This is a genomic window from Streptosporangium sp. NPDC003464, from assembly GCF_053588315.1.
Genome location: NZ_JBSFPS010000082.1, coordinates 1 through 23,385, shown reverse-complemented (window position 1 = coordinate 23,385; position 23,385 = coordinate 1). Strand labels below are relative to the sequence as shown.

At 72.0% G+C, this 23,385-nt stretch carries 26 protein-coding genes; 19 read left to right on the top strand and 7 right to left on the bottom strand.

All coding sequences use genetic code 11. The annotated features are described in order from the left end of the window. Positions 1–120: 120 nt before the first annotated feature. Both ACWDS7_RS19740 and bar read left to right on the top strand, forming a co-directional pair. Positions 121–1,032, top strand: a complete 912-nt coding sequence (locus ACWDS7_RS19740; protein WP_451930434.1) for a carbamate kinase — start codon at positions 121–123, stop codon at positions 1,030–1,032. A 46-nt stretch (positions 1,033–1,078) separates the two neighbouring features. Next, complete coding sequence (bar, locus tag ACWDS7_RS19735) at positions 1,079–2,170, top strand: barbiturase (RefSeq protein WP_451930433.1); 1,092 nt, start codon at positions 1,079–1,081, stop codon at positions 2,168–2,170. Positions 2,171–2,225: 55 nt separating this feature from the next. Here the strand turns inward: bar and ACWDS7_RS19730 are convergent, their stop codons facing one another. Further along, complete coding sequence (locus tag ACWDS7_RS19730; RefSeq protein ID WP_306867927.1) at positions 2,226–2,351, bottom strand: hypothetical protein; 126 nt, start codon at positions 2,349–2,351, stop codon at positions 2,226–2,228. A 145-nt stretch (positions 2,352–2,496) separates the two neighbouring features. Between ACWDS7_RS19730 and ACWDS7_RS19725 the strand changes: the two genes are divergently transcribed. From ACWDS7_RS19725 to ACWDS7_RS19695, 7 genes are all read left to right on the top strand, one after another. Further along, a complete protein-coding gene (locus ACWDS7_RS19725; RefSeq protein WP_306867929.1) occupies positions 2,497–3,051 on the top strand; it encodes an SseB family protein in 555 nt (184 codons plus the stop codon). 180 nt (positions 3,052–3,231) lie between these two features. Continuing rightward, positions 3,232–4,137 (top strand): prepilin peptidase, encoded by a 906-nt coding sequence (locus ACWDS7_RS19720; RefSeq protein ID WP_451930432.1) that lies wholly within the window; start codon positions 3,232–3,234, stop codon positions 4,135–4,137. Positions 4,138–4,320: 183 nt separating this feature from the next. Continuing rightward, positions 4,321–5,499, top strand: a complete 1,179-nt coding sequence (gene aroC / locus ACWDS7_RS19715; protein WP_451930431.1) for a chorismate synthase — start codon at positions 4,321–4,323, stop codon at positions 5,497–5,499. Positions 5,500–5,563: 64 nt separating this feature from the next. Beyond that, complete coding sequence (locus tag ACWDS7_RS19710; RefSeq protein WP_451930430.1) at positions 5,564–6,067, top strand: shikimate kinase; 504 nt, start codon at positions 5,564–5,566, stop codon at positions 6,065–6,067. Continuing rightward, entirely contained in the window at positions 6,064–7,140 is a 1,077-nt protein-coding gene (aroB, locus tag ACWDS7_RS19705) for a 3-dehydroquinate synthase (RefSeq protein WP_451930429.1), read from the top strand. The genes ACWDS7_RS19710 and aroB overlap by 4 nt, the downstream gene beginning before the upstream one ends. A 103-nt stretch (positions 7,141–7,243) precedes the next feature. Beyond that, a complete protein-coding gene (gene aroQ / locus ACWDS7_RS19700) occupies positions 7,244–7,678 on the top strand; it encodes a type II 3-dehydroquinate dehydratase (RefSeq protein WP_451930428.1) in 435 nt (144 codons plus the stop codon). After that, positions 7,675–8,481 carry an SGNH/GDSL hydrolase family protein gene (locus tag ACWDS7_RS19695; RefSeq protein WP_451930427.1) on the top strand — a complete coding sequence of 269 codons (807 nt, stop codon included), beginning with the start codon at positions 7,675–7,677 and terminating at the stop codon, positions 8,479–8,481. Before aroQ ends, ACWDS7_RS19695 begins: the two co-directional genes overlap by 4 nt. Positions 8,482–8,517: 36 nt before the next feature. On the opposite strand, the gene ACWDS7_RS19690 is transcribed toward ACWDS7_RS19695, so the two are convergent. Further along, complete coding sequence (locus ACWDS7_RS19690; protein WP_451930441.1) at positions 8,518–10,542, bottom strand: ATP-dependent DNA helicase; 2,025 nt, start codon at positions 10,540–10,542, stop codon at positions 8,518–8,520. A gap of 263 nt (positions 10,543–10,805) precedes the next feature. Here ACWDS7_RS19690 and ACWDS7_RS19685 point away from each other — a divergent pair, with 263 nt between their 5' ends. Together ACWDS7_RS19685 and ACWDS7_RS19680 are read left to right on the top strand one after the other, a co-directional pair. Then, a complete protein-coding gene (locus ACWDS7_RS19685) occupies positions 10,806–12,161 on the top strand; it encodes a hypothetical protein (protein WP_451930426.1) in 1,356 nt (451 codons plus the stop codon). Positions 12,162–12,228: 67 nt separating this feature from the next. Then, a complete protein-coding gene (locus ACWDS7_RS19680) occupies positions 12,229–13,815 on the top strand; it encodes a Na+/H+ antiporter (protein WP_451930425.1) in 1,587 nt (528 codons plus the stop codon). Here ACWDS7_RS19680 and ACWDS7_RS19675 read toward each other — a convergent pair. Then, the gene (locus ACWDS7_RS19675) at positions 13,812–14,069 is read right to left on the bottom strand and encodes a ubiquitin carboxyl-terminal hydrolase 14 (RefSeq protein WP_306867942.1); all 258 of its coding nucleotides are present in this window, start codon (positions 14,067–14,069) and stop codon (positions 13,812–13,814) included. The genes ACWDS7_RS19680 and ACWDS7_RS19675 overlap by 4 nt on opposite strands. A gap of 222 nt (positions 14,070–14,291) precedes the next feature. Here ACWDS7_RS19675 and ACWDS7_RS19670 point away from each other — a divergent pair, with 222 nt between their 5' ends. The 4 genes from ACWDS7_RS19670 (at position 14,292) to ACWDS7_RS19655 (ending at position 16,261) form a co-directional block, all read left to right on the top strand. Next, positions 14,292–14,693 (top strand): hypothetical protein, encoded by a 402-nt coding sequence (locus ACWDS7_RS19670; protein WP_451930424.1) that lies wholly within the window; start codon positions 14,292–14,294, stop codon positions 14,691–14,693. Between the two features lie 57 nt (positions 14,694–14,750). Beyond that, complete coding sequence (locus ACWDS7_RS19665; protein WP_451930423.1) at positions 14,751–15,092, top strand: YidH family protein; 342 nt, start codon at positions 14,751–14,753, stop codon at positions 15,090–15,092. Next, positions 15,089–15,412: a DUF202 domain-containing protein gene (locus tag ACWDS7_RS19660; protein WP_451930422.1), complete on the top strand. Its 324-nt coding sequence runs from the start codon at positions 15,089–15,091 to the stop codon at positions 15,410–15,412. The genes ACWDS7_RS19665 and ACWDS7_RS19660 overlap by 4 nt, the downstream gene beginning before the upstream one ends. Positions 15,413–15,535: 123 nt before the next feature. After that, positions 15,536–16,261 (top strand): hypothetical protein, encoded by a 726-nt coding sequence (locus ACWDS7_RS19655; protein WP_451930421.1) that lies wholly within the window; start codon positions 15,536–15,538, stop codon positions 16,259–16,261. Between the two features lie 54 nt (positions 16,262–16,315). Here the strand turns inward: ACWDS7_RS19655 and ACWDS7_RS19650 are convergent, their stop codons facing one another. Continuing rightward, positions 16,316–17,431, bottom strand: a complete 1,116-nt coding sequence (locus ACWDS7_RS19650) for a ferritin-like domain-containing protein (protein ID WP_306867951.1) — start codon at positions 17,429–17,431, stop codon at positions 16,316–16,318. A gap of 87 nt (positions 17,432–17,518) precedes the next feature. Between ACWDS7_RS19650 and ACWDS7_RS19645 the strand changes: the two genes are divergently transcribed. Continuing rightward, complete coding sequence (locus ACWDS7_RS19645; RefSeq protein WP_451930420.1) at positions 17,519–18,151, top strand: TetR/AcrR family transcriptional regulator C-terminal domain-containing protein; 633 nt, start codon at positions 17,519–17,521, stop codon at positions 18,149–18,151. A gap of 63 nt (positions 18,152–18,214) precedes the next feature. Here the strand turns inward: ACWDS7_RS19645 and ACWDS7_RS19640 are convergent, their stop codons facing one another. Both ACWDS7_RS19640 and ACWDS7_RS19635 read right to left on the bottom strand, forming a co-directional pair. Beyond that, entirely contained in the window at positions 18,215–18,679 is a 465-nt protein-coding gene (locus ACWDS7_RS19640; RefSeq protein WP_451930419.1) for an aggregation-promoting factor C-terminal-like domain-containing protein, read from the bottom strand. Positions 18,680–19,047: 368 nt separating this feature from the next. Continuing rightward, positions 19,048–19,461 (bottom strand): aggregation-promoting factor C-terminal-like domain-containing protein, encoded by a 414-nt coding sequence (locus ACWDS7_RS19635; protein ID WP_451930418.1) that lies wholly within the window; start codon positions 19,459–19,461, stop codon positions 19,048–19,050. A gap of 221 nt (positions 19,462–19,682) precedes the next feature. Here ACWDS7_RS19635 and ACWDS7_RS19630 point away from each other — a divergent pair, with 221 nt between their 5' ends. Beyond that, positions 19,683–20,168, top strand: a complete 486-nt coding sequence (locus tag ACWDS7_RS19630; RefSeq protein ID WP_306867956.1) for a glutathione peroxidase — start codon at positions 19,683–19,685, stop codon at positions 20,166–20,168. Here ACWDS7_RS19630 and ACWDS7_RS19625 read toward each other — a convergent pair. Beyond that, positions 20,140–21,138: a LacI family DNA-binding transcriptional regulator gene (locus tag ACWDS7_RS19625; RefSeq protein WP_306867957.1), complete on the bottom strand. Its 999-nt coding sequence runs from the start codon at positions 21,136–21,138 to the stop codon at positions 20,140–20,142. The genes ACWDS7_RS19630 and ACWDS7_RS19625 overlap by 29 nt on opposite strands. A 177-nt stretch (positions 21,139–21,315) precedes the next feature. Between ACWDS7_RS19625 and ACWDS7_RS19620 the strand changes: the two genes are divergently transcribed. Both ACWDS7_RS19620 and ACWDS7_RS19615 read left to right on the top strand, forming a co-directional pair. After that, a complete protein-coding gene (locus ACWDS7_RS19620; RefSeq protein WP_306867959.1) occupies positions 21,316–22,536 on the top strand; it encodes an ABC transporter ATP-binding protein in 1,221 nt (406 codons plus the stop codon). 503 nt (positions 22,537–23,039) lie between these two features. Beyond that, on the top strand, positions 23,040–23,297 hold the full coding sequence (locus ACWDS7_RS19615) for a hypothetical protein (protein ID WP_451930417.1): 258 nt from the start codon (positions 23,040–23,042) through the stop codon (positions 23,295–23,297). Positions 23,298–23,385: the final 88 nt, after the last annotated feature.

Sequence of the window (23,385 nt, the reverse complement as noted above, 5' to 3'; positions counted from 1 at the left end):
ATGTGTCGTAGATCACAGGCTGGCCTGGCCCGCTAACCGTTGAGTTCTGTCGAAGAACGGCCCCGCCTTGGGCAAAGAGTGCCCATGAGGCGGGCCGGGCAGGCCATTAGCGTCGCCCGTGTGGGCGAACGAGTACTGATCGCGCTCGGCGGCAACGCGATGACCGCTCCCGATGGGAGCGCCTCGCCCGACGACCAGCGCCGGGCGGTGGAGGGGGCGATGCGTCACGTCACCGCCCTGATCGCGGCCGGCCACCGGGTGACCCTCACCCACGGCAACGGCCCCCAGGTCGGCAACCTGATCCTGAAGAACCAGCTCGCGGCCGACGTCGTGCCCCCCGTGCCGCTCGACTGGTGCGGCGCGCAGACCCAGGCCACGATCGGCACGCTGGTGCTGAACGCCCTCGACGGCCGGGCCGTCGCCGTGGTGACCCGGACGCTCGTCGACCCCGGCGACCCGGCCTTCCTCGATCCGGTCAAGCCGATCGGCCGCTACTTCACCGAGGCGGAGGCCCGGCGCCTGGAGAGGTTCGGCCAGACCTGGCGCCGCTTCGACCGGGGCTGGCGCCGCGTGGTGGCCTCCCCGGAACCGCTGGAGATCCTCGACGCGCCCGCGGTGGCCGCGCTGGCGGCCGCCGGATTCACCGTCGTCGCGGCGGGCGGCGGGGGAGTGCCGGTGGTCCGCGACGCCGCCGGGCGGCTCACCGGGGTCGAGGCCGTGATCGACAAGGATCTGGCCGCCGCGGTGCTGGCGCGCGCCGTGGGCGCCACGGTCCTGGTGATCGCCACCGACGTGCCCGGGGCCGTGGTCGGGTTCGGCACGGCCCGCGCCCGGCCCCTCGGCCCCGTCACCGTGGCGGAGCTGCGCGTGTTGCACGCGGCCGGGCACTTCGCGGGAGGGAGCATGGGACCGAAGGTCGAGGCCGCGCTCCGCTTCGTCGAGGGCGGCGGCGGCCGGGCGGTGATCACTTCTCTCGAAGGCATCGGGGCGGCGGTCGGCGGGCAGACCGGCACCGTGGTGCGGAAAGAGTGAAACGACGCCATGACCTGTCGACACGACCTATCGAAAGGTGACAGCAATGCCGGAACCGATTGAAGTGCGCAAGGTGGCCATCGAGAGCGTGACCGACGCCTCCGGGCTGGCCAGGCTCATCGACGACGGGGTGATCGAGGCTCACCGGGTGCTGGCGGTCATCGGCAAGACCGAGGGCAACGGCGGGGTGAACGACTACACCCGGATCCTGGCCGACCGTGCCTTCCGCGAGGTGCTCGCCGCCAAGGGTCATCCGTCCCCAGAGAGCGTCCCGCTGGTGTGGTCCGGTGGCACCGACGGCGTGCTGAGCCCGCACGCGACGATCTTCGCCACCACGGCGGACGCGGAGCCGAGTGACGAGCCGCGCGTCAGCGTCGGCATCGCGATGAGCGAGGTGATCCTGCCCGAGGACATCGGCCGCCCCGCCATGGTGGAGAAGGTCGCCGCCGGGGTGCGCGAGGCCATGAAGATCGCCGGGATCGACGACCCCGCCGACGTCCACTACGTCCAGACCAAGACGCCCCTGCTGACCCTGGCCACGATCAACGACGCCAAGTCCCGGGGCAAGGACGTCGTCATCGAGGACACCGGCCCGTCCATGGACATCTCCAACTCCACCACCGCGCTCGGCGTCGCGGTCGCGCTCGGCGAGATCGAGATGCCCACGGCCGAGCAGATCCACCGCGACCTGTCGCTGTACTCCTCCGTCGCGTCCTGCTCCTCGGGCGTCGAGCTGGACCGGGCGCAGATCGTGGTCGTCGGCAACGTGCGCGGTATCGGCGGCCGCTACCGGATCGGTCACTCGGTCATGAAGGACGCGCTGGACGCCGACGGCATCTGGGAGGCGATCCGCGGAAGCGGCATCGAGCTGCCCGACCGGCCACACCCGACCGACCTGGGCGGCAGGCTGGTCAACGTCTTCATGAAGTGCGAGGCCGACCCGTCGGGCAGCGTCCGGGGACGCCGCAACATCATGCTCGACGACTCCGACGTGCACTGGCACCGCCAGATCAAGGCCACCGTCGGCGGCGTCGCGGCCAGCGTCACCGGCGACCCGGCCGTCTTCGTCTCGGTCGCGGCGGTCCACCAGGGCCCCAGCGGCGGCGGTCCGGTCGCCGCCATCGCCGACCTCGGCTGACCCGCCCCGCGCGGCCGTGCCCCCCCGTACGGCCGCGCGCCCCGTGCCGGACGGGTCAGCCCCACAGCGTGTAGACGATCCCGAGGGTCGCGGCGAAGAACAGCAGCTCGACCGCGTAGCGGACCGTACGCGCCGTCCGTGACTCCCCGGCCTGCCGACCGCGCTCGATCGTCTCCGGCATGACCCGCTCCTTCCATCGCATTTCCTGACGGATCGATCGTGGCCCGCCCACCGGCCCGCGGTCATGGGGCTGTTGTCCCGGCTTTCCCGGGACCCCGGTCCCGGCGTTCCCTCCTCCCCGCCCGCCCCGGGTAGGCTCCGGATCCGTGCCGAGCATTCCCCAGCCCCTGGTCCCCGACGACGACGGAAGCGCCGACGCCTCCGTGGCGTCCGCTCTCGCGGCCCTGTCCGCCGGTACGGCGGACGCCGGCGAGGTGATATCCGCGCTGGGCGGAGCCCGGCTGCTCGTCCCGGTGGTGGCCCTGCTGACCGAGTCGGAGGTCGGCGAGCACGGGCTGCGGCAGGAGAAGGAGAGCGAGATGGCCCTGCCGAAGCTCATCGGCGCCGACGGGCGCGAGGCGGTGCTCGCCTTCACCGGGACGGAGTCGCTGAAGCTCTGGCGCCCCGACGCCCGGCCGATCCAGGCCACCACCCTCCAGGTCTGCCAGGCGGCGGTGCACGAGAACGCGGCCGCCGTCGTGATCGACGTGGCGGGCCCGGTGCCCTTCGTGATCGAGGGGAGCGTCCTGCGGGCGTTCGCCGCGGTCGAGTCGGGCACCATCGACCAGCTGGGTCCCGAGGTCACCGTGGCGCGGATGGAGGAGGCCGCCCCGGCCGCCCGGCGGCGGCGCTTCGGCTGGCCCTTCCGCGGACGGAGCTGACCTCCCGGGCCGGTCCCATGCCCCGGGCCGTCCTGTGCCGGGGCGGCGACCCGGTCCGGCCGGCTCCGCCCTCCCCGAGACGCCGGGGCTCCGCGCGGATTATGGTCGGCCCGTGGACGAGCGTGGTGGGCGAGCGGGTGGCGGCGGCGGTCCGTGGGCGGCCCCGGCCGAGGGGGCTCGGTGAGCCTCCTGCCGGTCGCGGCGGCTGTCGTCGGCCTGGTGGCCGGGCTCTGGACGCGGGTCCTGGTGGTCCGGCACTCGGTGGCCGAGGGCGAGCCGCCGCGGCGCGACTGCCCGCACTGCGGCGTCCCGCTGCCCGGCCCGGGGCGCCGGGGGCGTACCGGAGGCGCCGGTCCGCGGCCGGCGGGGGAGTCCCCGGGCGCCGGCCCCGCGCGGACCGGCCGGCCGTCCTCGCCGGAGCGTTGGAGGCGCCTGCCGTGGGCCGGCCCGCTGCCGGCCGCGCGCTGCGTGGGCTGCTCCGGGCGGATCGGCCCGCCGCCGCTGGCGGTGGAGCTCGTCATCGCCCTGGCACTGGCCGCCCTCGCCCTGCGCGCCGTACCGCCGTCCGCCCGCTCCGGCGCCGTCCTCGCGGGACGGCCGTCCGGCCCGCTGCCGGAGCTCGCCCCGGGGACCGAGCTGGCCGCCTACGGATGGCTGGCCGTGGTCGCCGTCGCGCTGGTCTTCGTCGACGCCGCCGTTCACCGGCTGCCCGACCGGCTCACCCTCGCCGCCTATCTCGGGACCGCCGCCCTGCTGACGGTGACGGCCGTGCTCGCAGGCCGTTTCGACGACCTGTTCAGAGCCGGGCTGGGCGGGCTCGCCCTGGCCGCCTTCTACCTGGCGCTGTTCCTGGTCAACCCGGCGGGCATGGGCCTGGGCGACGTCAAACTCGCGGCGGTGCTGGGCACCGCGCTCGGCTGGGCGGGCTGGGAGACGCTGGTCGCCGGGGCCTTCCTGGGCTTCGTCGCGGGAGGCCTCTACGGGGTCGCGCTGATGGTCCTGCGCCGCGCGGGCCGCAAGAGCGAGATCCCCTTCGGCCCCTTCATGGTCGCGGGGGCCTTCGCGGCCCTCCTCACCGTCCTCTGATCGCCGGGGCGGTCATGCGGCCTTGGCCTCCCAGCCGACGACCTCTTAGGGCTCCAGCCGCTCGCCGTACTCGTCGCGGATCTCCCGAGGTCCGGCGCGAGGTCACCGCCGGGCTCACCGGCCGGCGTCTCACCTGGTGAGCTGCGGCCATTCCAGTGGGCGGCACATGGAAGACTTGTCATCATGTTGCGCTGGTTGACTGCCGGAGAGTCCCACGGCCCTGAGCTCGTCGCGATCCTGGAAGGCCTGCCCGCCGGGGTGGAGGTGACCACGGCCGACATCGACGGGGCGCTGGCCAGACGCCGGCTGGGCTACGGCCGCGGCGCCCGGATGAAGTTCGAGCAGGACGTGGTCAACGTCGTGGGCGGTGTGCGGCACGGCCGCACGCTCGGCAGCCCCGTCGCCATCCGGGTGGGCAACACCGAGTGGCCCAAGTGGGAGACCGTCATGGCCGCCGACCCGGTGGACCCGGCGCTGCTGGAGGGCCAGGCCCGCAACGCGCCGCGCTCGCGCCCCCGCCCGGGCCACGCCGACCTCGCCGGCATGCAGAAATACGGCTTCGACGACGCCCGGCCGGTGCTCGACCGGGCCAGCGCCCGCGAGACCGCCGCCCGCGTCGCCCTCGGCCAGGTCGCCAGAAACTTCCTCAGGCAGGCGCTCGGCGTCGAGATCGTCAGCCACGTCGTCTCGATCGGCGGGGCGCGGGCCACGGAGGGTGTCCTGCCCGGCCCCGGCGACATGGAGGCGGTCGACGCCGACCCGGTGCGCTGCGCCGACCCGGCCGGCAGCGCCGCGATGGTCGCCGAGATCGACAAAGCCCACAAGGAGGGCGACACCCTCGGCGGCGTCGTCGAGGTGCTCGCCTACGGCCTGCCGCCCGGCCTGGGCAGCTACACCCACTGGGACCGCCGCCTCGACGCCCGCCTCGCCGCCGCCCTGATGGGCATCCAGGCGATCAAGGGCGTCGCCGTCGGCGACGGCTTCGAGACCGCGCGCCGCCCCGGCTCCCAGGCCCACGACGAGATCGAGAACACCGTCGGCGGGGTGCGCCGCATCACCAACCGGGCGGGCGGCGTCGAGGGCGGGATGACCAACGGCGAGCCGCTGCGCGTCAGCGCGGCGATGAAGCCGATCTCCACCGTGCCGCGGGCGCTGGCCACCATCGACGTGCTGACGGGCGAGGCGGCCAAGGCCCACCACGAGCGCTCCGACGTGTGCGCGGTCCCGGCCGCCGCGATCGTCGCCGAGGCGATGGTCGCGCTGGTCCTGGCCGACGCCGCGATCGAGAAGTTCGGCGGCGACTCCGTCGAGGAGGTCGCGCGCAACCTGTCCGGCTACCTTTCGTCGATGGTGATCAAGTGAGCGGGAGAGCCGACGGGCGGAGCCGGACCGGCTCCCGCCCCGGCCGGCCGCTGGAGGAGGCGCAGTGAGTCCCCGCGTAGTTCTGATCGGCCCTCCCGGATCGGGCAAGTCGACGGTCGGCAGGCTGCTGGCCGACCGCCTGGGGGCCGCCTTCCGTGACACCGACGCCGACGTGGAGACCGTGGCGGGCAAGCCGGTGAGCGACATCTTCGTCGAGGACGGCGAGGAGCGCTTCCGGGAGCTGGAGGCGGAGGCCGTACGGCTGGCGCTGGCCGACCACGACGGCGTGCTCTCCCTCGGCGGCGGCGCGGTCCTGGCCGAGGCCACCCGGGAGCTGCTGGCCGGCCACCCGGTGGTCTACCTGGAGGTGGGCCTGTCGCAGGCCGTGCAGCGGGTCGGCCTGGCCTCGGCGCGACCGCTGCTCGTGCTCAACCCGCGCAGCCAGCTCAAGAAGCTGATGGACGCCCGCCGCCCGGTCTACGAGGGGCTGGCCACCGTCATCGTGGCGACCGACGAGCGCAAGCCCGGCGAGGTCGTCGAGGAGATCGTGAAGGGACTGCCGGCGTGACGGTCTCCAGGATCAGGGTCGAGGGGGAGGCCCCCTACGACGTGGTGATCGGCGCCGGCGTGCTCGGTGAGCTCCCGGGCCTGCTCGGCCCGGGGGTCCGCACCGTCGCCGTGGTCCACCCGGCGAGCCTGCCGGAGATCGCGCGGCCGGTCTGCGGCGCGATCGAGGCGGCCGGATACGAGGTCGTCCCGCTGCCGGTGCCCGACGCCGAGCAGGCCAAGACGGTCGAGGTGGCCGCCCAGCTCTGGTCGGCCTTCGGCCGCTACGGGGTCACCCGCTCCGACGCCGTGGTCGGTGTCGGCGGGGGGGCCACCACCGACCTGGCCGGGTTCGCCGCCGCCACCTGGCTGCGCGGGGTCAAGGTCGTGCAGGTGCCGACCACCCTGCTCGGCATGGTCGACGCCGCGGTCGGCGGCAAGACGGGGATCAACACCCCCGAGGGCAAGAACCTGGTCGGTTCCTTCCACCCCCCGGCCGGGGTGCTGTGCGACCTGACCACGCTGGCCTCGGTGCCCCGCGACGACTACGTCGGCGGCCTCGCGGAGATCATCAAGGGCGGCTTCATCGCCGACCCGGCGATCCTGGCGCTCATCGAGGACGACCCCGAGGGCGCCCGGTTCCCCGAGGGACGGCACACCCGCGAGCTGATCGAGCGGAAGGTCCGGATCAAGGCCGCCGTCGTCGGCGCCGACCTGCGCGAGGGCGGCGTGCGCGAGATCCTCAACTACGGCCACACCCTGGCCCACGCCATCGAGCGGGTCGAGGACTACCGGATGCGCCACGGCGAGGCGGTGGCCATCGGCATGGTCTACGCCGCGGAGCTGTCCCGCCTGGACGGCCGGATCGGCGCCGACGTCGTGGACCGGACCCGGTCCATCCTGACCTCGGTCGGGCTGCCCGTCTCCTACCGCCGTGACGCCTGGCCCCAGCTCCGCGACCACATGCGCCTGGACAAGAAGAGCCGCGGCGCCAAGCTGCGCTTCGTCGTCCTGGACGGCCTGGCGAAGGTGTCCCCGCTGGAGGACCCGCCCGAGGCCCTGCTCGAAGCCGCCTACGAGGAGGTCGCCCGGTGAGGCGGACGGCCCCGGCGAGGAGGCGGGGAGGCGGGCGCCGGCCGTGCCGCGGGCACGCCGGCCAGCACAGCCGCACGGCCGGCGGAGAGCGGCGATCGATCCCATGAGACCCGTGTACGTGCTCAACGGTCCCAACCTGTCACGGCTCGGCGCCCGCGAGCCCGACGTCTACGGCGCGGAGAGCTTCTCCGACCTGGTCGCGCTCTGCCGCGAGACCGGCCGGGAGCTGGGCCTGTCGGTGGACGTCCGGCAGACCGACGACGAGGCCGAGATGGTGGCCTGGCTGCACGAGGCGGCCGACGGCCGGGTGCCGGTGGTCCTCAACCCGGCCGCCTTCACCCACTACTCCTACGCGCTGCGCGACGCCGTCGCCCAGCGCACCGCGCCCCTGGTCGAGGTGCACATCTCCAACCCGGCCGCCCGCGAGCGGTTCCGGCACACCTCCGTGGTCGCCGCCGTGGCCACCGGCACCATCGCCGGCTTCGGCCTGAGGTCCTACGTGCTCGCGCTGCACGCCATCGCCGAGGACGCCCGGTGAGCGGCTACCGTTCCTTCGTCGCCCTCGGCGACAGCTTCACCGAAGGGCTGAACGACCCCGGCCGGCCGGACGCCCCCGGGACGGGCGGGCCCGGCGCGGACCCGGCGAGCACCGGACGCTACCGGGGCTGGGCCGACCGGGTCGCCGAGCGGCTGGCCGCGCTCGACCCGGACTTCCGCTACGCCAACCTCGCCGTGCGCGGCAAGCTCATCGACCAGATCGTCGAGCACCAGGTCCCGCGGGCCATCGGGATGCGGCCCGACCTGGTCAGCCTCTGCGCCGGCGGCAACGACCTGCTCCGGCCGGGCAGCGACCCCGACCGGATGGCCAAGAAGCTGGCCGGAGCCGTACGCGACCTGCGGGCCACCGGCGCCGAGGTGCTGCTGTTCACCGGCGTGGACCCGCGCGACACCCCGATCATGCGCCGCGTCCGCGGCACGGTCGCGATCTTCTACATGCACGTCAGGTCCATCTCCGAGCTGCACGGCTGCCGCCTGGTAGACCAGTGGTCGATGCAGGGCCTGCGCGACTGGCGCGCCTGGAGCGACGACCGCCTGCACATGAACGAGGAGGGCCACCGGATAGTGGCCGCCAAGGTGTGCGAGGTGCTCGGGGTCGACTGCGACGACGACTGGCGCAAGGTCTGGCCGCCCCGCGAGCGGGTGGATCCCGCGGTCAAGCGCCGCGAAGACGTCCAGTGGGTCCGCCGGCACCTCGGCCCCTGGGTCGTCCGCCGCCTGCGGGGCCGTTCCTCCGGTGACCTCCTCGATCCCAAGCGCCCGGATCTGGACGCCTTCTCCTGACCGGAGCGGGGCCCGCGGGCGCCGACGGCCCTGACCTCAGGAGGCCGCCAGGCGCCTGAGGGCGTCGCGGACCTTCGCCGGGTCGTTGGTGGGCCAGAAGGGCGGCAGGGAGTCGCGCAGGAAACCCGCGTAGCGCGCCGTGGCCAGGCGGGGGTCCAGGACCGCGACCACCCCCTTGTCGTGCTGGCTGCGCAGCAGGCGGCCCGCGCCCTGGGCGAGCAGCAGGGCGGCGTGGGTGGCGGCCACCGCCATGAAGCCGTTGCCGCCCTTGGCGGCGACGTGGCGCTGGCGGGCGGAGGTCAGCGGGTCGTCCGGGCGCGGGAAGGGGATGCGGTCGATGATGACCAGCCGCAGGGAGGGCCCCGGCACGTCCACCCCCTGCCACAGGGACAGGGTGCCGAACAGGCACGTCGGCTCGTCCTCGGCGAACTGCTTGACCAGCAGCATCGTGGAGTCGTCGCCCTGGCAGAGCAGCGGCACGCTCAGCCGCTCCCGCAGGGCCTCGGTGGCGGCCTTGGCGGCGCGCATCGAGGAGAACAGGCCGAGGGTCCGGCCGCCGGCGGCCTCGATCAGCTCGGTGATCTCCTCCAGGTAGGCCTCGGGCAGGCCGTCACGGCCCGGCTGGGGCAGGTGCTTGGCGACGTAGAGGATGCCGCTGCGCGGGTGGTCGAAGGGCGAGCCGACGTCCAGCCCGGTCCACCCGGCGCGCTCCTTGCCCCCCTCCTTGGCGCCCAGGCCCCACTGGCGGGCCAGCCCGTCGAAGGCGCCGCCCAGTGCCAGGGTGGCGGAGGTCAGGATGACCGTGCGGTCGCCGAAGAGCTTGTCGCGGAGCATGCCCGCCACGGTCAGCGGGGCGACCCGGAGCAGGGGAGGGCGGCGCTCGGTGCCCGCCTCCAGCCAGACCACCTCGGCCCGGTCGACCTCCTCCGCGTGGCCGAACGCCTCCAGCATCCGCTGCGCGGTGTCGTGGACCTCGTCCAGGGCGGTGAAGGCGGCCTTGCGCAGCCCCGCGCTCTCGGGGTCGTCCTTGTCGGAGCTCATCCGGGGGCCGAGGGCGGTGATGCACGCCCAGGCCGCGTCGCGGATCAGGGCCAGTGTCAGGCCGAGCACCTCGGGGAGGTCGTCGAGGCGGCCGGCGGGAGCGACGGCGAGCAGGGCCTTCAGGTCCTCGCCGGCCTCCATGAGCCGGTCGGCGAGGTGCTGCTCGATCAGCTTGCCGACCCGGCGCACGGTCAGCGCGACCATGGTCTCCGACAGCTCGCCGGTCACCACCGAGGTGACCCGGTCGACCAGCTCGTGGGCCTCGTCCACCACGACCACCTCGTGCTCGGGCAGGAGGGGGAAGTCCTCCATCGCGTCGATGGCCAGCAGCGCGTGGTTGGTGACGACGATGTCGGACTCGCCGGCCCGGGCCCGGGCCAGCTCGGCGAAGCACTCCATCCCGCTCGGGCAGCGCGTGGCGCCCAGGCACTCCCTGGCGCTCACCGAGAACTGCCGCCAGGCCTGCTCGTTGACGCCGGGGACGAGCTCGTCGCGGTCGCCGGTCTCGGTCTCCTCGGCCCATTCCTGGATGCGCTGGACCATCCGCCCGGTGAGGCTGACCTCGCGCGGGTCGAAGAGCTGGTCCTGCTCGTCGTCGGGCCATCCCGCGCTGGCCTTGTAACGGCACAGGTAGTTGCGGCGGCCCTTGAGGATCGCGAACGTGGGCTCGTGCGGGAGCTGCGGGGCGAGCGCCTCGGAGAGGCGGGGCAGGTCGCGGTCGACGAGCTGGCGCTGGAGCGCGATGGTGGCGGTGGAGACGACCACGGCGCCCTTGGCCGTCATCGCGTGGCGGATCGAGGGGATGAGATACGCCAGGGACTTGCCGGTGCCGGTGCCGGCCTGGACGGCCAGGTGGTCACCCGACTGGATCGAGTGCTGCACCGCCTGGACCATCTTGATCTGGCCGGGCCGCTCCACCCCGCCGACGGCCTCGACGGCGGTGCTCAGCAGCTCCTCCACCGGCGGCAGGTCCGCCTTCGGGGAGACGTCTTCGGCGGGGGCGATGGAGTCGGTCGGCACGACAGCCAACCGTACCTCCTCCCCCGGACAATCGCGGCTGTCTCCGATGAGTCACCGGCCGGGCGCATCCCGGTATTCCGGGACCCGGCGCCCGGCGCCCGTGGCAGACTGGCGGGATCACCCGGCTCACCGGCCTCCAGGGATCAAGAAGATCGCCCGTTTTGGTGTCATAGTGACGGAAGATGGGGACGGAAAGACCGGTTCGGTAGAGTTTCCCGAGGTCGAGTGGACGAATAAAGGCTGGTTAAAGCACTATGTCTTCCATGTCGGAAGTTGTCCCGTTGCCGTCGTTCGGCGAAGTGTTCTTTGACGAGCGTGGCCAGGAGCGGGTGCTCCGGGTCACCTGGCACGAAGGCACGCTGGTGCTGAGCCTGTGGCGCGGGGAGATGTGCAGCGCCAGTTTCCGCATGCCCATGCAGGACGTGGGCCGCCTGGTGGACACCCTCGACGAGGGCTTCGTCGAGGCCGGCGGCCAGTATCCCGACGAGGTGGGCGAGCAGCACTCCCCGGCCGGCGACTACCAGGAGCACGGGGAGTTCCCCGGCACCGGCCAGTACGCCCGCCCGCGCCCGGAGGACTACGCCCAGCAGCAGTACGCCGACCCGGCGGCCACCCAGGTCTCCCCTCCGCCCGACGAGCCGCGCCCGGCCCCGGCCCTCGGACCCAACGACGTGCTGGTGGCGCGGGGCGCCGTACCGCCGTTGGACCGGTCCCACGAGCGCCCGCCCGCCGGGTACGGCCCGGCCGACGTGGTGCCGCGGGAGAACCTGATCGTGGGCGACTCCCTGCCCTACGGGCAGGCGGCGCCGGCCGAACCGCACGGATCGGGCCCCGGCGAGCCGCTCTACCAGATGTCCGGTGACCCCTACGCGGCCCAGCAGCCCGACCCCTACGGCATGCCGTCCCAGCAGCCCGACCCTTACGCGGCCCAGCAGCCCAGCGACCCTTACGCGGCCCAGCAGCCCGACGCCTACGGCGTGCCGTCCCAGCAGCCCGACCCTTACGCGAGCCAGCAGCCCGACCCCTACGGCGTGCCGTCCCAGCAGCCGGTGGACCCCTACGCCGCCACGCAGGCCCAGCGGCGCCCCGACTCCTACGGCGTGCCCGCCCAGCAGCCGGTGGACCCCTTCGCCCCCCCGGTCGGCCGGCAGCAGCCGGTGGACCCCTTCGCGCCGCACGCCGAGCAGTTCCCCTCCTCCGCCCGCCAGCCGCACGCCGACCCCTACGCGGCCCAGCAGCAGCACTCCACCGACCCCTTCGGCTTCGCGGCCCAACAGCAGCAGCAGTCCGCCTACGGCTCCGCGCAACCCGACGCCTACGGCTACCCCGCTCCGGCCCAGCCCGACCCCTACGCCTTCGGCGCCCAGCAGCCCGCCCCGCAGGCCGGCCATCCGGCGGACCTGCGCGACCTGTACGGCTCGCCGCCCTCCTACCAGCAGGACGTGGACCCCTCCGACCCGCTCGGGCTCGGTGGCCAGCAGGCCGACCAGCGGATGCCGCGCCCCTACGTCGACCCGCCGCACTCCACCGGCGAGCGGCTCCGCCCCGAGCCGCGCTACGACGACCAGCGTTATGACGAGCGCCGCCCCGACGACAGGGACGAGCGCCGCGACTGGTGACCGGTGCCGGGTGCGCATCACCGTGAGGGGTCCCGTACGCTGATCGCCCATAACGGGTGGGAGTGGGATGAATCAGGCGTCGGTGCTGCAGATGTTGGTCGTACCGGTCATCGCGATCGCGGTGGCCGCCGTGGCCAGGCGCAGGGGATGGCCGGTGCCCCTGCTGCTGGTGTCGGCGGGGCTGGTGCTGTCGCCGCTGGTGCCGGAGTACGAACTGGACGCCGAGCTGGTCCTGCTGGTGTTCCTGCCGCCGCTGCTCTACTCCGCCGCGATCGACAGCTCCTACCTGAGGCTCAAGGCGGTGCTCAGGCCGGTCGCGCTGCTGTCGGTCGGGCTGGTGCTGTTCACCACCCTGGTCATCGGCTGGGTCGTCCACCTGCTCATGCCCGGTCTGCCGATGGCCGCCGCGTTCGCGCTGGGCGCGATCGTGGCGCCGCCCGACGCGGTCGCCGCGGTCGCGGTGGCCCGCAGGCTCGGGCTGCCCCGCAAGGTGGTCACCGTCCTGGTGGGGGAGAGCCTGTTCAACGACGCCACCGCGCTCACCGCCTACCGGGTGGCCATCGCCGCCGCGGTGGGGGCCGGGGTCACCTGGCTGGACGCGGCCGGCAAGCTGCTCTACTCGGCGGTGGGCGGCGTCGTCGTCGGCGTCGCGCTCGCGTGGGTCCTGGCCCGGGGGCTGGTATACCTGCGGGACGCGCTGGTCGAGAACACCGTCATGCTGCTCATCCCGTTCGCGGTCTACCTGGCGGCCGAGAGCGCGCACGTCTCCGGTGTGATCGCCGTGGTGATCGTCGGCCTCTACATCGGCCACCGGCTGCCGGCCACCGCGGGGTTCGGCACCCGGATCCTGTCCAACGCCGTCTGGCGGATCGTGGACTTCTTCCTGGAGTCGGTGGTCTTCGTGCTGATCGGCCTGCAGCTGTGGCCGATCACGCAGGAGCTGCGGGGCGAGGATCCGTGGCGGCTCACCGGGATGGCGCTGGCCGTCTTCGCCGCCGCGGTGCTCGCCCGGATCGTCTGGGTCGTACCCAGCATCTACCTGCCCAGGATCCTGTCCAGGAGAGTCCGCCGGCGGGAGCCCCACGCGCCGTCCTGGCAGAACGTGGCCATCGTGAGCTGGGCGGGCATGCGCGGGGTGGTCTCCCTGGCCGCGGCCTTCGCCCTGCCGCAGGGCTTCCCCGGCCGCGACACGCTGGTCTTCCTCACCTTCGTGGTGGTGATCGGCACGCTGCTGATCCAGGGGCTGTCGTTCCCGGCGCTCATCCGGCGGCTGAAGATCTCCAACGAGCAGGAGGTCTACGCCGACAACCTCGCCGAGGCCGCCGCCCAGCAGGCGGCGGCCGCCGCCGGGCTGGCCCGGCTGGAGACGCTGGTGGCCGAGGGCGTCATCGACGTCCACGAAGAGGTGGTGGAGCAGCTCAGGTCACGGTCCGAACGCCGGGCGCTCACCGCCTGGGAGCGCCTGGGCGGCGGCACCGGCCCCGAGGGGGAGGAGACGCCGAGCACCGTCTACCGGCGGCTGCGCAGGGAGATGCTGGCGGCCGAGCGCGAGGTGCTCGTACGGCTCCGCGACCAGGGACGGATGGACGACGAGGTGCTCCACCGGATCATGCAGGAGCTCGACTTCGAGGAGGCCACCCTTGAACGCGTCTAGCCGATGACGTTGTCGACGTAGCACCACCGCCAGTCCTCGCCCGGCTCGAAGGAGGCCACGACCGGGTGGCCGCTCTCCTTGTAGTGGGCGGTGGCGTGCTTGCCGGGTGAGGAATCACAGCAGCCGACATGCCCGCACGAAAGGCACTCGCGCAGGTGGACCCAGCGCATGCCGACGCTGAGGCACTCCTCGCATCCCTCGGGTGTGCGCGGGGGCTGGTTCTGGGCCTCGGCGATGTGCTCGCAGGTAAGCATTTCTCCCCTTATATGGCCATCACTGGCGGTCGTAGAGCCAGGATCATGGTGTGATGAGGCTGAGGCCGTCCACGGCGGTGCCGTCGCACGGCGCCTGCCGGCTCCGCCCGGGGCCGCGCCTGGCACGGACAGATCAGCTACCCCTACCTTACTCCGCGCGTTTTCCGGCCGGACAGGTATGAGCGGCGCCTGCCGTACCGGCCCGTTGGGTAGGGTCGGGGCATGCGACCCCTTCCGCGACGAATTCCCGCCCTCGCCGCCTCCGCGCTGGCCGCTGTGCTCATCACCACCGGATGCTCCGAGCTCCAGCAGGTGAGCGAGGGGGTGGACAAGGCCCAGCAGTGCCTGCAGGCCGCGGGCATCGTCACCGAGACCGTGCAGAAGATCACCGGCCTGATGGACGACCCCGCCGCGATGGAGAAGGCGCTGAACGACGGGGCCGCCAAGCTCGGCGACCTGGCCGACAAGGCGGCCAACACCACGCTCAAGGAGGCCGCCGACGGGGTCGCCAAGGACCTGGAGGGCCTCAACGTCACCAGCGCCAACGACGCCATCGACGCGGGGCAGAAGGTGGCGACCGACTCGGTCAAGTGGGTCGAGCAGCTCACCGGCGCCTGCGGCTGAGCCTCCGCTCAATCCCGGGTTCTCGATGGGGAATGTCGCTGAAATAGCGTCGTCCTCATGGACAGCCCTGGCAACGAACCCGACCCCCGATTCACCCTCGCGAACGAACGCACCTTCCTGACCTGGCTGAGCACGTCGCTCGCGCTGAGCGCGGGCGGCGTCGCCATGGCCGCGGTCTCCGAGGACGTCTTCGTGCCCTGGATGCGGACCCTGCTCGCGCTCACCCTGGTGTGCCTGTCGGCGATGTCGGCCGCGATGGCCTACCCCCGCTGGCGCCGGGTCCAGCGCGCCCTGCGCAGCGCCGCCCCGCTCCCGCCCCCCGCCATCGCCCCCCTGCTGGGATACGGCGTGGCGGCCGTGGCCGTGCTCGCCATGATCCTCATCCTGCTGGGCCGATGAGTCGCCTGTGGGATGAGGGCCTGCAGAACGAGCGGACCCGGCTGGCCTGGGTCCGGACCGCCGCCGTGCTCGCCGTCAGCGGGCTGGGCGCCGCCGGGACCGGGCTGCGCATCGGCGTCCCCCCGGTGATCGTCGCCCCCTTCGCGCTGGCCGCCCTGTGCGGCGCGCTCCTGCTGGCCCGCACCGGCGTCCGCTACCAGCGCGTGCAGCGCGCCCTGCACGGAGGCGCCCCCCTCGACGAGCGGGCCGACGCCGTCATCGCCTGGCTCGGCACCCTGGCCGTCGCCGCCGGGGCCGTCCTCTTCGTGCTCGTCCGCTGATCCCCGGCGCGGTGCGGCCGGTGGGGCGGATGACTCAGTTCCGTACACATCTCCGTCCGCTGGACCGCTGACAGACGGGCTGTTTTCTTCTGATCCGATAAAAATGCGGCAAGATATCGCAGCATGTCACGCTTCGATGATCTGCCCGGCTACGCGGCGTCGATCGCTCCCCTGATCGACGCCGTTCACCTCGGCGTGCATGTCGCGAGCCGGCCACTGAGCCGGGAGCTCGTCGAGCGGTCGGGCTTCCACGCCGATCTGCTGATCGATCTGCGTTACGTGCTCCCGGCCCGGCCGCTCACCCCCGAGGGGCTGGCCGCCCTCTACCGCTACAACCCCTTCGACGACGAGGAGGTCGGGATCCAGCTCGCCCAGGGCGCCCTCCTCCTCGGTGAGGACGGCCTGCTGCGCGCGACGGACAGGGCGCTGGCGTTCATCGCGGACCTGTACGGGGCGCACGCGGTGGTGACCGGCCGGATGTGGGCGGCCCACGCCGACCGGCTGCCCGAGCTCGCCGACCTCGCCGGCCGGCTCCTGCGGGCCGCCTCCGGCAGCGGCGGCACGGCCTTCGCCCAGGCCGCGCCGCCCCACGAGCCGGCGGGGACCCCGGCGGGCGTGCTGCTGTTCAACCGGCTGGCCGCGCTGCGCTACCACCGCGCCGACGCCCACGCCGCCGCCTGGCGGGCGGCCGGCCTCACCGCCGCCCAGATCGTCACCCTCACCTCGGGGCCGGTCCGCGACCGGATCGAGGCCGACACCGACCGCCGCGCCGCCCTGCCGTACGAGGCCCTGAGCACGCGGGAGCGGCAGACCCTCCTGGTCGGCCTGAGCGTCCTCGACCAGCCCTGAGAGGTCTGAGCGTCCTCGACCAGCCCTGAGAGCCGGCCGCGGCGGGGCCGCCGGCTAGGACTCCGCGCCCAGGGCCACGGTCTCGGCGACCTCGGCGTGGCGCTCGGCCTCCTCGGCGGCGAAGCGCTCGGCGTCCAGCTTCTCGGCGATGTCCTCGTCCTGCCTCATCAGCGCGTCCAGGCTCTGGCCGGCCATGTCCAGGACCCCCATGTCGGCGTAGGCCGCCTGGAGGCGGGGGCTCCACAGGCCGATGTCCTTCACGCACGGGACGATCCGGCTGAACAGCAGGGAGCGGAACAGCTTGAGGTACTCCGAGCGGTCGACGGCCTCCATGGCCTCGGCGACCTCCGCCTTGTTCAGGCCGATGGTCTCCCACGTCTCCCGGCCGCGCAGCCGGTCGCGCATCAGGTAGCAGCCCTCGATGACGAAGTCCTCGCGCTCGCGCAGCTCGGCCTCGGTGAGCTGCCTGTAGTAGTCGCGCAGCGCCATCCGGCCGAAGGCCACGTGCCGGGCCTCGTCCTGCATCACGTAGGCGAGGATCTGCTTGGGCAGCGGCTTGGTGGTGATGTCGCGCATCACCCCGAAGGCGGCCAGGGCCAGGCCCTCGATGAGCACCTGCATGCCGAGATAGGGCATGTCCCAGCGGGAGTCGCTCAGGGTGCTGTCCAGCAGGGCCTTGAGATGCTCGTTGATGGGGTAGGCGAGGCCGACCTTCTCCTGCAGGAAGCGGGCGTAGGTCTCGGCGTGCCGGGCCTCGTCCATGGTCTGCGTGGCGGCGTAGAACTTGGAGTCGAGCTCGGGGACCGACTCGACGATCCGGGCGGAGCAGATCATCGCGCCCTGCTCGCCGTGCAGGAACTGGGAGAACTGCCAGGCCGCGCCGTGCAGGCGGACGTCCTGCCGCTGCTTGGCGTCCATCCGGTCCCACAGCGGCGTGCCGTGGATCGCGATGGTGTTGTCCGGGATGCCGAGCACGTTGTACGGATCGACCTCGATGCTCCAGTCGATGCGCTTGACGGAGTCCCACTGCTTGTCCTTGCCCTTCTGGTACAGGGCGAGCATGTGGTCCCTGCCGTCGTCGTACTCCCACGTGAAGCGGGCGGCTCCGGCCGCCTCGACATCCCACGTGGAGAGCTCGGCCGGGATCGTGTAGAGATCGTGAGTCGACATGCGGCCTCCAGAGACGTACACCGTACGTACACCAGCGAGAGTCGCACGTACGGTGTACGTGCGTCAAGATGAGGAGACAATGGCGATATGCCTGCAGAGCCGCTGTCCCGTCCGCGGATCGTCGCCGCGGCCATCGCCCTGATCGAGCGCGAGGGAGCCGACGCGGTGTCCATGCGCAGGATCGCCGCGGAGCTGGGCGTGGGCGTGATGTCGCTCTACAACCACGTGCCCAACAAGTCGGCGCTGCTCGACGCGGTGGCCGAGACCGTGCTCTCGCAGATCGAGTTCGTCGACGACCCGGGTGCCGACTGGACCGACCGGGTGCGCATGCAGGCGCTCGCCTTCCGGCAGATCGCCCATCACTACCCCCGCTGCACGATGGTGGTGGTCAGCCGCCAGCTCCAGTCGACCGCCGGGCTGCTGCCGGTGGAGCGGGCGCTCGCCACGCTGCGCAGCGCCGGGTTCGGCGGCCACGAGGCGGTCCGCATCCTGCGGGTGTTCATCGCCTACATCGTGGGTTCGCTGCTGCGGGAGGTCGGGGTGACCCCGACGTTCGCCCCGGTCCACCGCTCCGACATCGCGGTCGAGAGCGTCGACCCCCTGCTGTTCCCCCAGGTGAGCGGGCTGGCCCCGATGCTGGTCGACTGTGATCACGAGTCGGAGTTCGAGTTCGGCCTGGAGCTGCTGATCCAGGCGATAGCCGTACAGCTCAAAAGGTGACGTCCGGGGCCCGCGAGCCCCGGACGTCCGAGGAGTGTTCCCTTCCCCTGGACACTCCCGCGGTCAATACCAGTTGCTGGACTGGAAGTGACCCCATGCGCCGCACGGAGACCCGTAGCGGCTCTTGATGTAGCGCAGCCCCCAGCTGATCTGTGTGGCCGGGTTCGAGCGCCAGTCCCCGCCGCTGCCGCGCATCTTCGAGCCCGGCAGTGCCTGGGGGATGCCATAGGCTCCCGAGTACGGGTTGTGCGCCTGATGGTTCCAGTTGCTCTCTCTGGTCCAGAGACTGTCCAGACAGCGGAACTGGCTGTGGGACCACATGCGGCGGGAGACGAGGCGGAAGGCGATCGCCTTGTTCCTGCTCCTGCTGGTCCTGGTGGTCAATACGACCTTGGGTCGGGCCTGGGTGAACCAGACGCCCTGGTGAACCGTTCTGACCGGCGTGTTCCAGGCCGGTTCCGCGATTCCGGTGATCTCCTCGGCCCGCCCGACCGCCGCGGATCCGACGATGGCCGAGGTGGCGAGCACGCTCACGACTGTATTCCGCAGAACGCGGTGTCCGTTCATGTTGATCCTTGTCCGCTGGCCGCGTGCGGGAGGCGCGCGAGGGGGCCATGGCCCCGGCTCGCGCGCCCGGCAGTCCGGCGCCCGTGGCTCGGACGTGGAAATGCCCGCGTGGTCTCGCCGGCCCGTTTCCGGCATGAGACACCGCGACGGTTTCTCTAGGCGCTTTCTAGTACGCGGGGCGAGCGTCGAACGGTGGTTGCGACATGCCGCGGAAAGGTGTTTGCCCGATCTTCGTGGTCTACGGGTGGTTCGACGGGTACCGGGTTACCACGGGCGGGACGCCTAGAGGGGGGGAGGAAGCGAAAATCACCCCGACATGGGGTTTGGATCTAGTACCAGCCGCGTGACTGGAAATGCGCCCACGCTCCGCACGGTGAGCCGTAGCGCTTCTTGATGTAGGTCAGCCCCCATTTGATCTGTGTCTTGGGGTTGGTGCGCCAGTCGCTGCCGGCGCTGGCCATCTTCCCGCCGGGCAGCGCCTGGGGGATGCCGTAGGCGCCGGAGGAGCGGTTGCGCGCCCGGTGGTCCCAGTTGCTCTCCCGGGTCCAGAGCCGGCTGAGGCAGCCGAACTGGCCCTTCGCCCAGCCCCGCGCGGAGACCATGGGCGCGGCGATGGCTCTGTTGCCCTGTCGTGCGGCGGCGGCCGAGGCGGAGGCGGAGGATGCCTGGGCGACCGTGGCGGTGGTGCTGACGGCGAGCGCCGAAGTGATCAGCAGCACGCCGGTACGGCGTAGCGTCGGCATAGGGGATTGCCTTTCGCAGGGGTCGGGGGACGGCGCCACGATGCCCCAGCGATTCCCCGGCGGGCCAGTCGACAACGCTTGTCAATGCCCTTGTCAATGATCGGTAAAGAAAGGATCAAGCGCCTAGTGAGGGGCTCGGCGTCTCATCTATGGCGTCTGTCACATTTCACTTTTTGGACGCCATAACTCCCAAACGTGACAAGACGATTAGGCTGCAGCCCATGAGCATCCGTGATATCTCCGTGAGCACCCTCGCCGGCACCCCCACCACGCTGGCCGAGCTGGCCGGCGACAGGGCCGTCCTCATCGTGAACGTCGCCTCCAGGTGCGGCCTCACCCCGCAGTACGCGGGTCTGGTCCAGCTCCAGCGCGACTACGCGGACCGGGGTCTCACCGTCGTGGGCGTGCCGTGCAACCAGTTCATGGGCCAGGAGCCGGGCAGCGCCGAGGAGATCCAGGAGTTCTGTTCCACCACCTACGGTGTGGACTTCCCGCTGCTGGCCAAGACGGACGTCAACGGTGACGGCCGGCACCCCCTCTACGCCGCGCTCACCCAGGCCGCCGACGCCGACGGCCAGGCCGGCGACGTCCAGTGGAACTTCGAGAAGTTCCTGGTCTCGCGCGAGGGGGAGGTGCTGGCCCGGTTCCGCCCGGCGGTCGAGCCCGGCGACCCCGCCGTCATCGAGGCGATCGAGAAGTCCCTCTAGGGGCGCAGCTGCCCCTGACGATCAGCTCGGTGGGCAGCAGCACGCTGCGCGGGCGCCGTCCGCCCGCGCGCAGCACCAGCTCGGCCGCGCGGTAGCCGATGTCCTGCGCCGGCTGGGCGATCACGGTCAGCGGCGGGGAGCACAGCTCGGCCCAGGGCACGTCATCGAACATGATCAATGACAGGTCTCTGGGCACCCGCAGGTCCAGCTCCCGGGCGGCGAGCACGGCCGCCTCGCCCAGCAGGTTGCCCCCGGCCAGCACGGCCGTCAGGTCGGGCCGGCGCTGGAAGAGCCCGGCGGCGGCCGCGTAGGCGGAGTCACGGCTGCCCCGCGCGGAGACGATGAGATCCTCGTCCACGAGAGCGCCCAGGGCCTGGCGGAAGACGGACCGGCGCTGCTGCTGCCCGGGGCCGCCGAGATAGGCGATGCGGCGGTGGCCCAGCCCCGTCAGGTAGTCCACCGCGGTCCGCACGCCCGCGCGGTCGTCGGCCAGGACCGCCGGCACGTCGTCGCGCCCGGCCGCGACCCGGTGGGCGAAGACCGTGGTGAGCCCGGCCCGCAGGGTCGGCGCCCAGCTCTCCCCGTCGCCGGCGGGGACCGCGATCGCCCGGTCCACCCCCTGCTCCAGCAGCATGCCGATCAGCTCGGCCTCGCGCTCGGCGTCGTCGCCGGTGGTCCCCAGGATCACCGGCTCGCCCGCCGAGCGCGCGCAGGCGAGCACGCCGTCGGCCAGCCGGCCGTAGAAGGTGTCGGTGATGTCGGGCAGCAGCAGCCCGATCCCGCCCGAGCGCTGCTGGCGCAGGTTGCGGCCGAGCGCGCTGGGCCGGTAGTCGAGCTGGGCGGCGACGGTCAGCACCCGCTCCCTGGTCTCCGGACTCGCCGATCCGCCGGACAGGACCCGCGACACCGTGGCGACTCCGACCCCCGCCGCCTCGGCGACATCCTTGATGGTCGTACGGCGCATGCTCATGGAAACGATTCCATCATGTTTTCCGTATCCGATCCAGTGCGGAGCGACAGGCCCTTACAGGCTGACAAGGAAGAACCAGATCGACCCTTGACACGGATGTCCGTTTCCGGTGAGATGCATGAAAACGTATCCACATCGGGTGAACGCGGGGTTGGCCCGAGGCGCTAAGGACTGTCCATGGCATCCATCGTTCTCAGCAACGTCGACAAGATCTACGCGGGCGGCGTAAAAGCCGTGAACGGCCTCAACCTTGAGATCAAGGACGGCGAGTTCATGGTGCTGGTCGGTCCGTCCGGCTGTGGCAAGTCCACCGCCCTGCGTATGATCGCCGGCCTTGAGGACATCAGCGGCGGCGAGATCGCCATCGGCGACCGGGTGGTCAACCACCTGCCTCCGAAGGACCGCGACATCGCCATGGTCTTCCAGAACTACGCGCTCTACCCGCACATGACCGTCGAGGAGAACCTCGCCTTCGGTCTGAAGCTCCGCAAGATGCCCAAGGCCGAGATCTCCAAGCGGGTCAACGAGGCCGCCAAGATGCTCGGTCTCGAGCAGTACCTCAAGCGCAAGCCGGCCGCCCTCTCCGGTGGTCAGCGCCAGCGTGTCGCGATGGGCCGCGCCATCGTCCGCGAGCCGCAGGCCTTCCTCATGGACGAGCCGCTGTCCAACCTGGACGCCAAGCTCCGCGTCTCCATGCGCGCCTCCCTCAACACCCTGCACGAGCGTCTCGGCGTGACCACGGTCTACGTCACCCACGACCAGGTCGAGGCCATGACCCTCGGCGACCGCGTCTGCGTCCTGCGCGACGGTCTGCTCCAGCAGGTCGACACCCCGCAGAACCTCTTCGACAACCCGGTCAACCTCTTCGTCGCGGGCTTCATGGGCTCCCCGTCGATGAACTTCGTCAACGCCGAGCTGGTGCGCGGCGACGGCGGCGCCTACGTGTCCTTCGCCGGCTTCAAGCTGCCGGTGCCGGCCGAGACCTTCACCGAGAAGCCCGGCCTCGACCAGCATTTCGGCAAGAAGCTCATCCTGGGCATCCGCCCCTCCGACTTCGACGACGCCGTCGCCGCCAACGGCTCCGCCGGCGGCTGGACCCGCCTGCAGGTCCGCGCGGAGGTCACCGAGGAGCTGGGCTCCGAGATCAACGTTCTCTTCCTGATCGACGCCCCGCCCGTCCAGCACCAGGACACCGTCGCCGCCGCCGACGCCGGGGACGACGAGGAGGCGGCGCTCCCGCTGGTCGGCGACAAGTCGCTGTGGACCGCCCGCGTCAACTCCCGCAGCCACGTCCGTCCCGGCCAGAACATCGAGCTGGTCGTCGACACCCACAACCTGCACTTCTTCGACCCGGTCTCGGGTCTGGCGATCGGCCACCCGGCCAACGCCCGCGTCTGACCAACCCCGTAAGCCGGACGGGCCCGCGCCACGACCCCCTCCCGTGGCACGGGCCCTTCCGTGTGTGGGCGTCTTCGGTGTGGCTCGACACTCCGGTGTGGCGCAATAAGTAATGACCGGGCTTTCTGTTATTAGTGGCATCTAATATGAAGATCCACCATAAACGGGCAATTTGCCACTAAATTCGGCAGTTTCTGATTTACAGTGACGGTTGTTACTGTTTACTGAATTCGTTAGCGGGTAGCCGTTCCGAGTGGCGGGGTATCTGATGGATGCCTCCGCCATAGCGAGGTGCAGGGAGAATCCGGTCCCCCGGACTCGCGAACGACACGGGAATCAGATGAATTCGCACATCAGAAAATTCGCCTCCGGCCTCCGCGCGGAAAGCGCGTCCCGAGGGGGAGCAAGGTCCGCAGGGGGAGCAGGGCCCGCCGGGGGCGGCGGGACGTAACGCCGGCATCGACACGGCGTTCCAGGGCGACAACAAGTTCGTCGGCCGGCTGGTGAACGGGACGGCGCTGATCCGCGACCCGCGGACGACGCCTCCCTGGAACAACATCTCGACGCTGACCGGCTTCCCCACCGGGGCGATCGACATCTCCCTGGCGGTCATGGGCGACACCCTGCACGTCACCGTGCTGGGAGCCGATGGCGCGGTCAGGCAGACGAAGTGCACGCTGAACCCCACTCCGGGGACCGGCAACAACCCGGCGTGGCCGGGGAACTGCACCGACTTCGAGAACCTCACGCCGCCGCTCTGAGCTCCGGCGCTGGGCCGGTGAGCTGACACGGACGCGCCGTGCCCGGGATCTCCCGGGCGCCGGGGCCGCGGCTGCGGCCGGCCGCCCG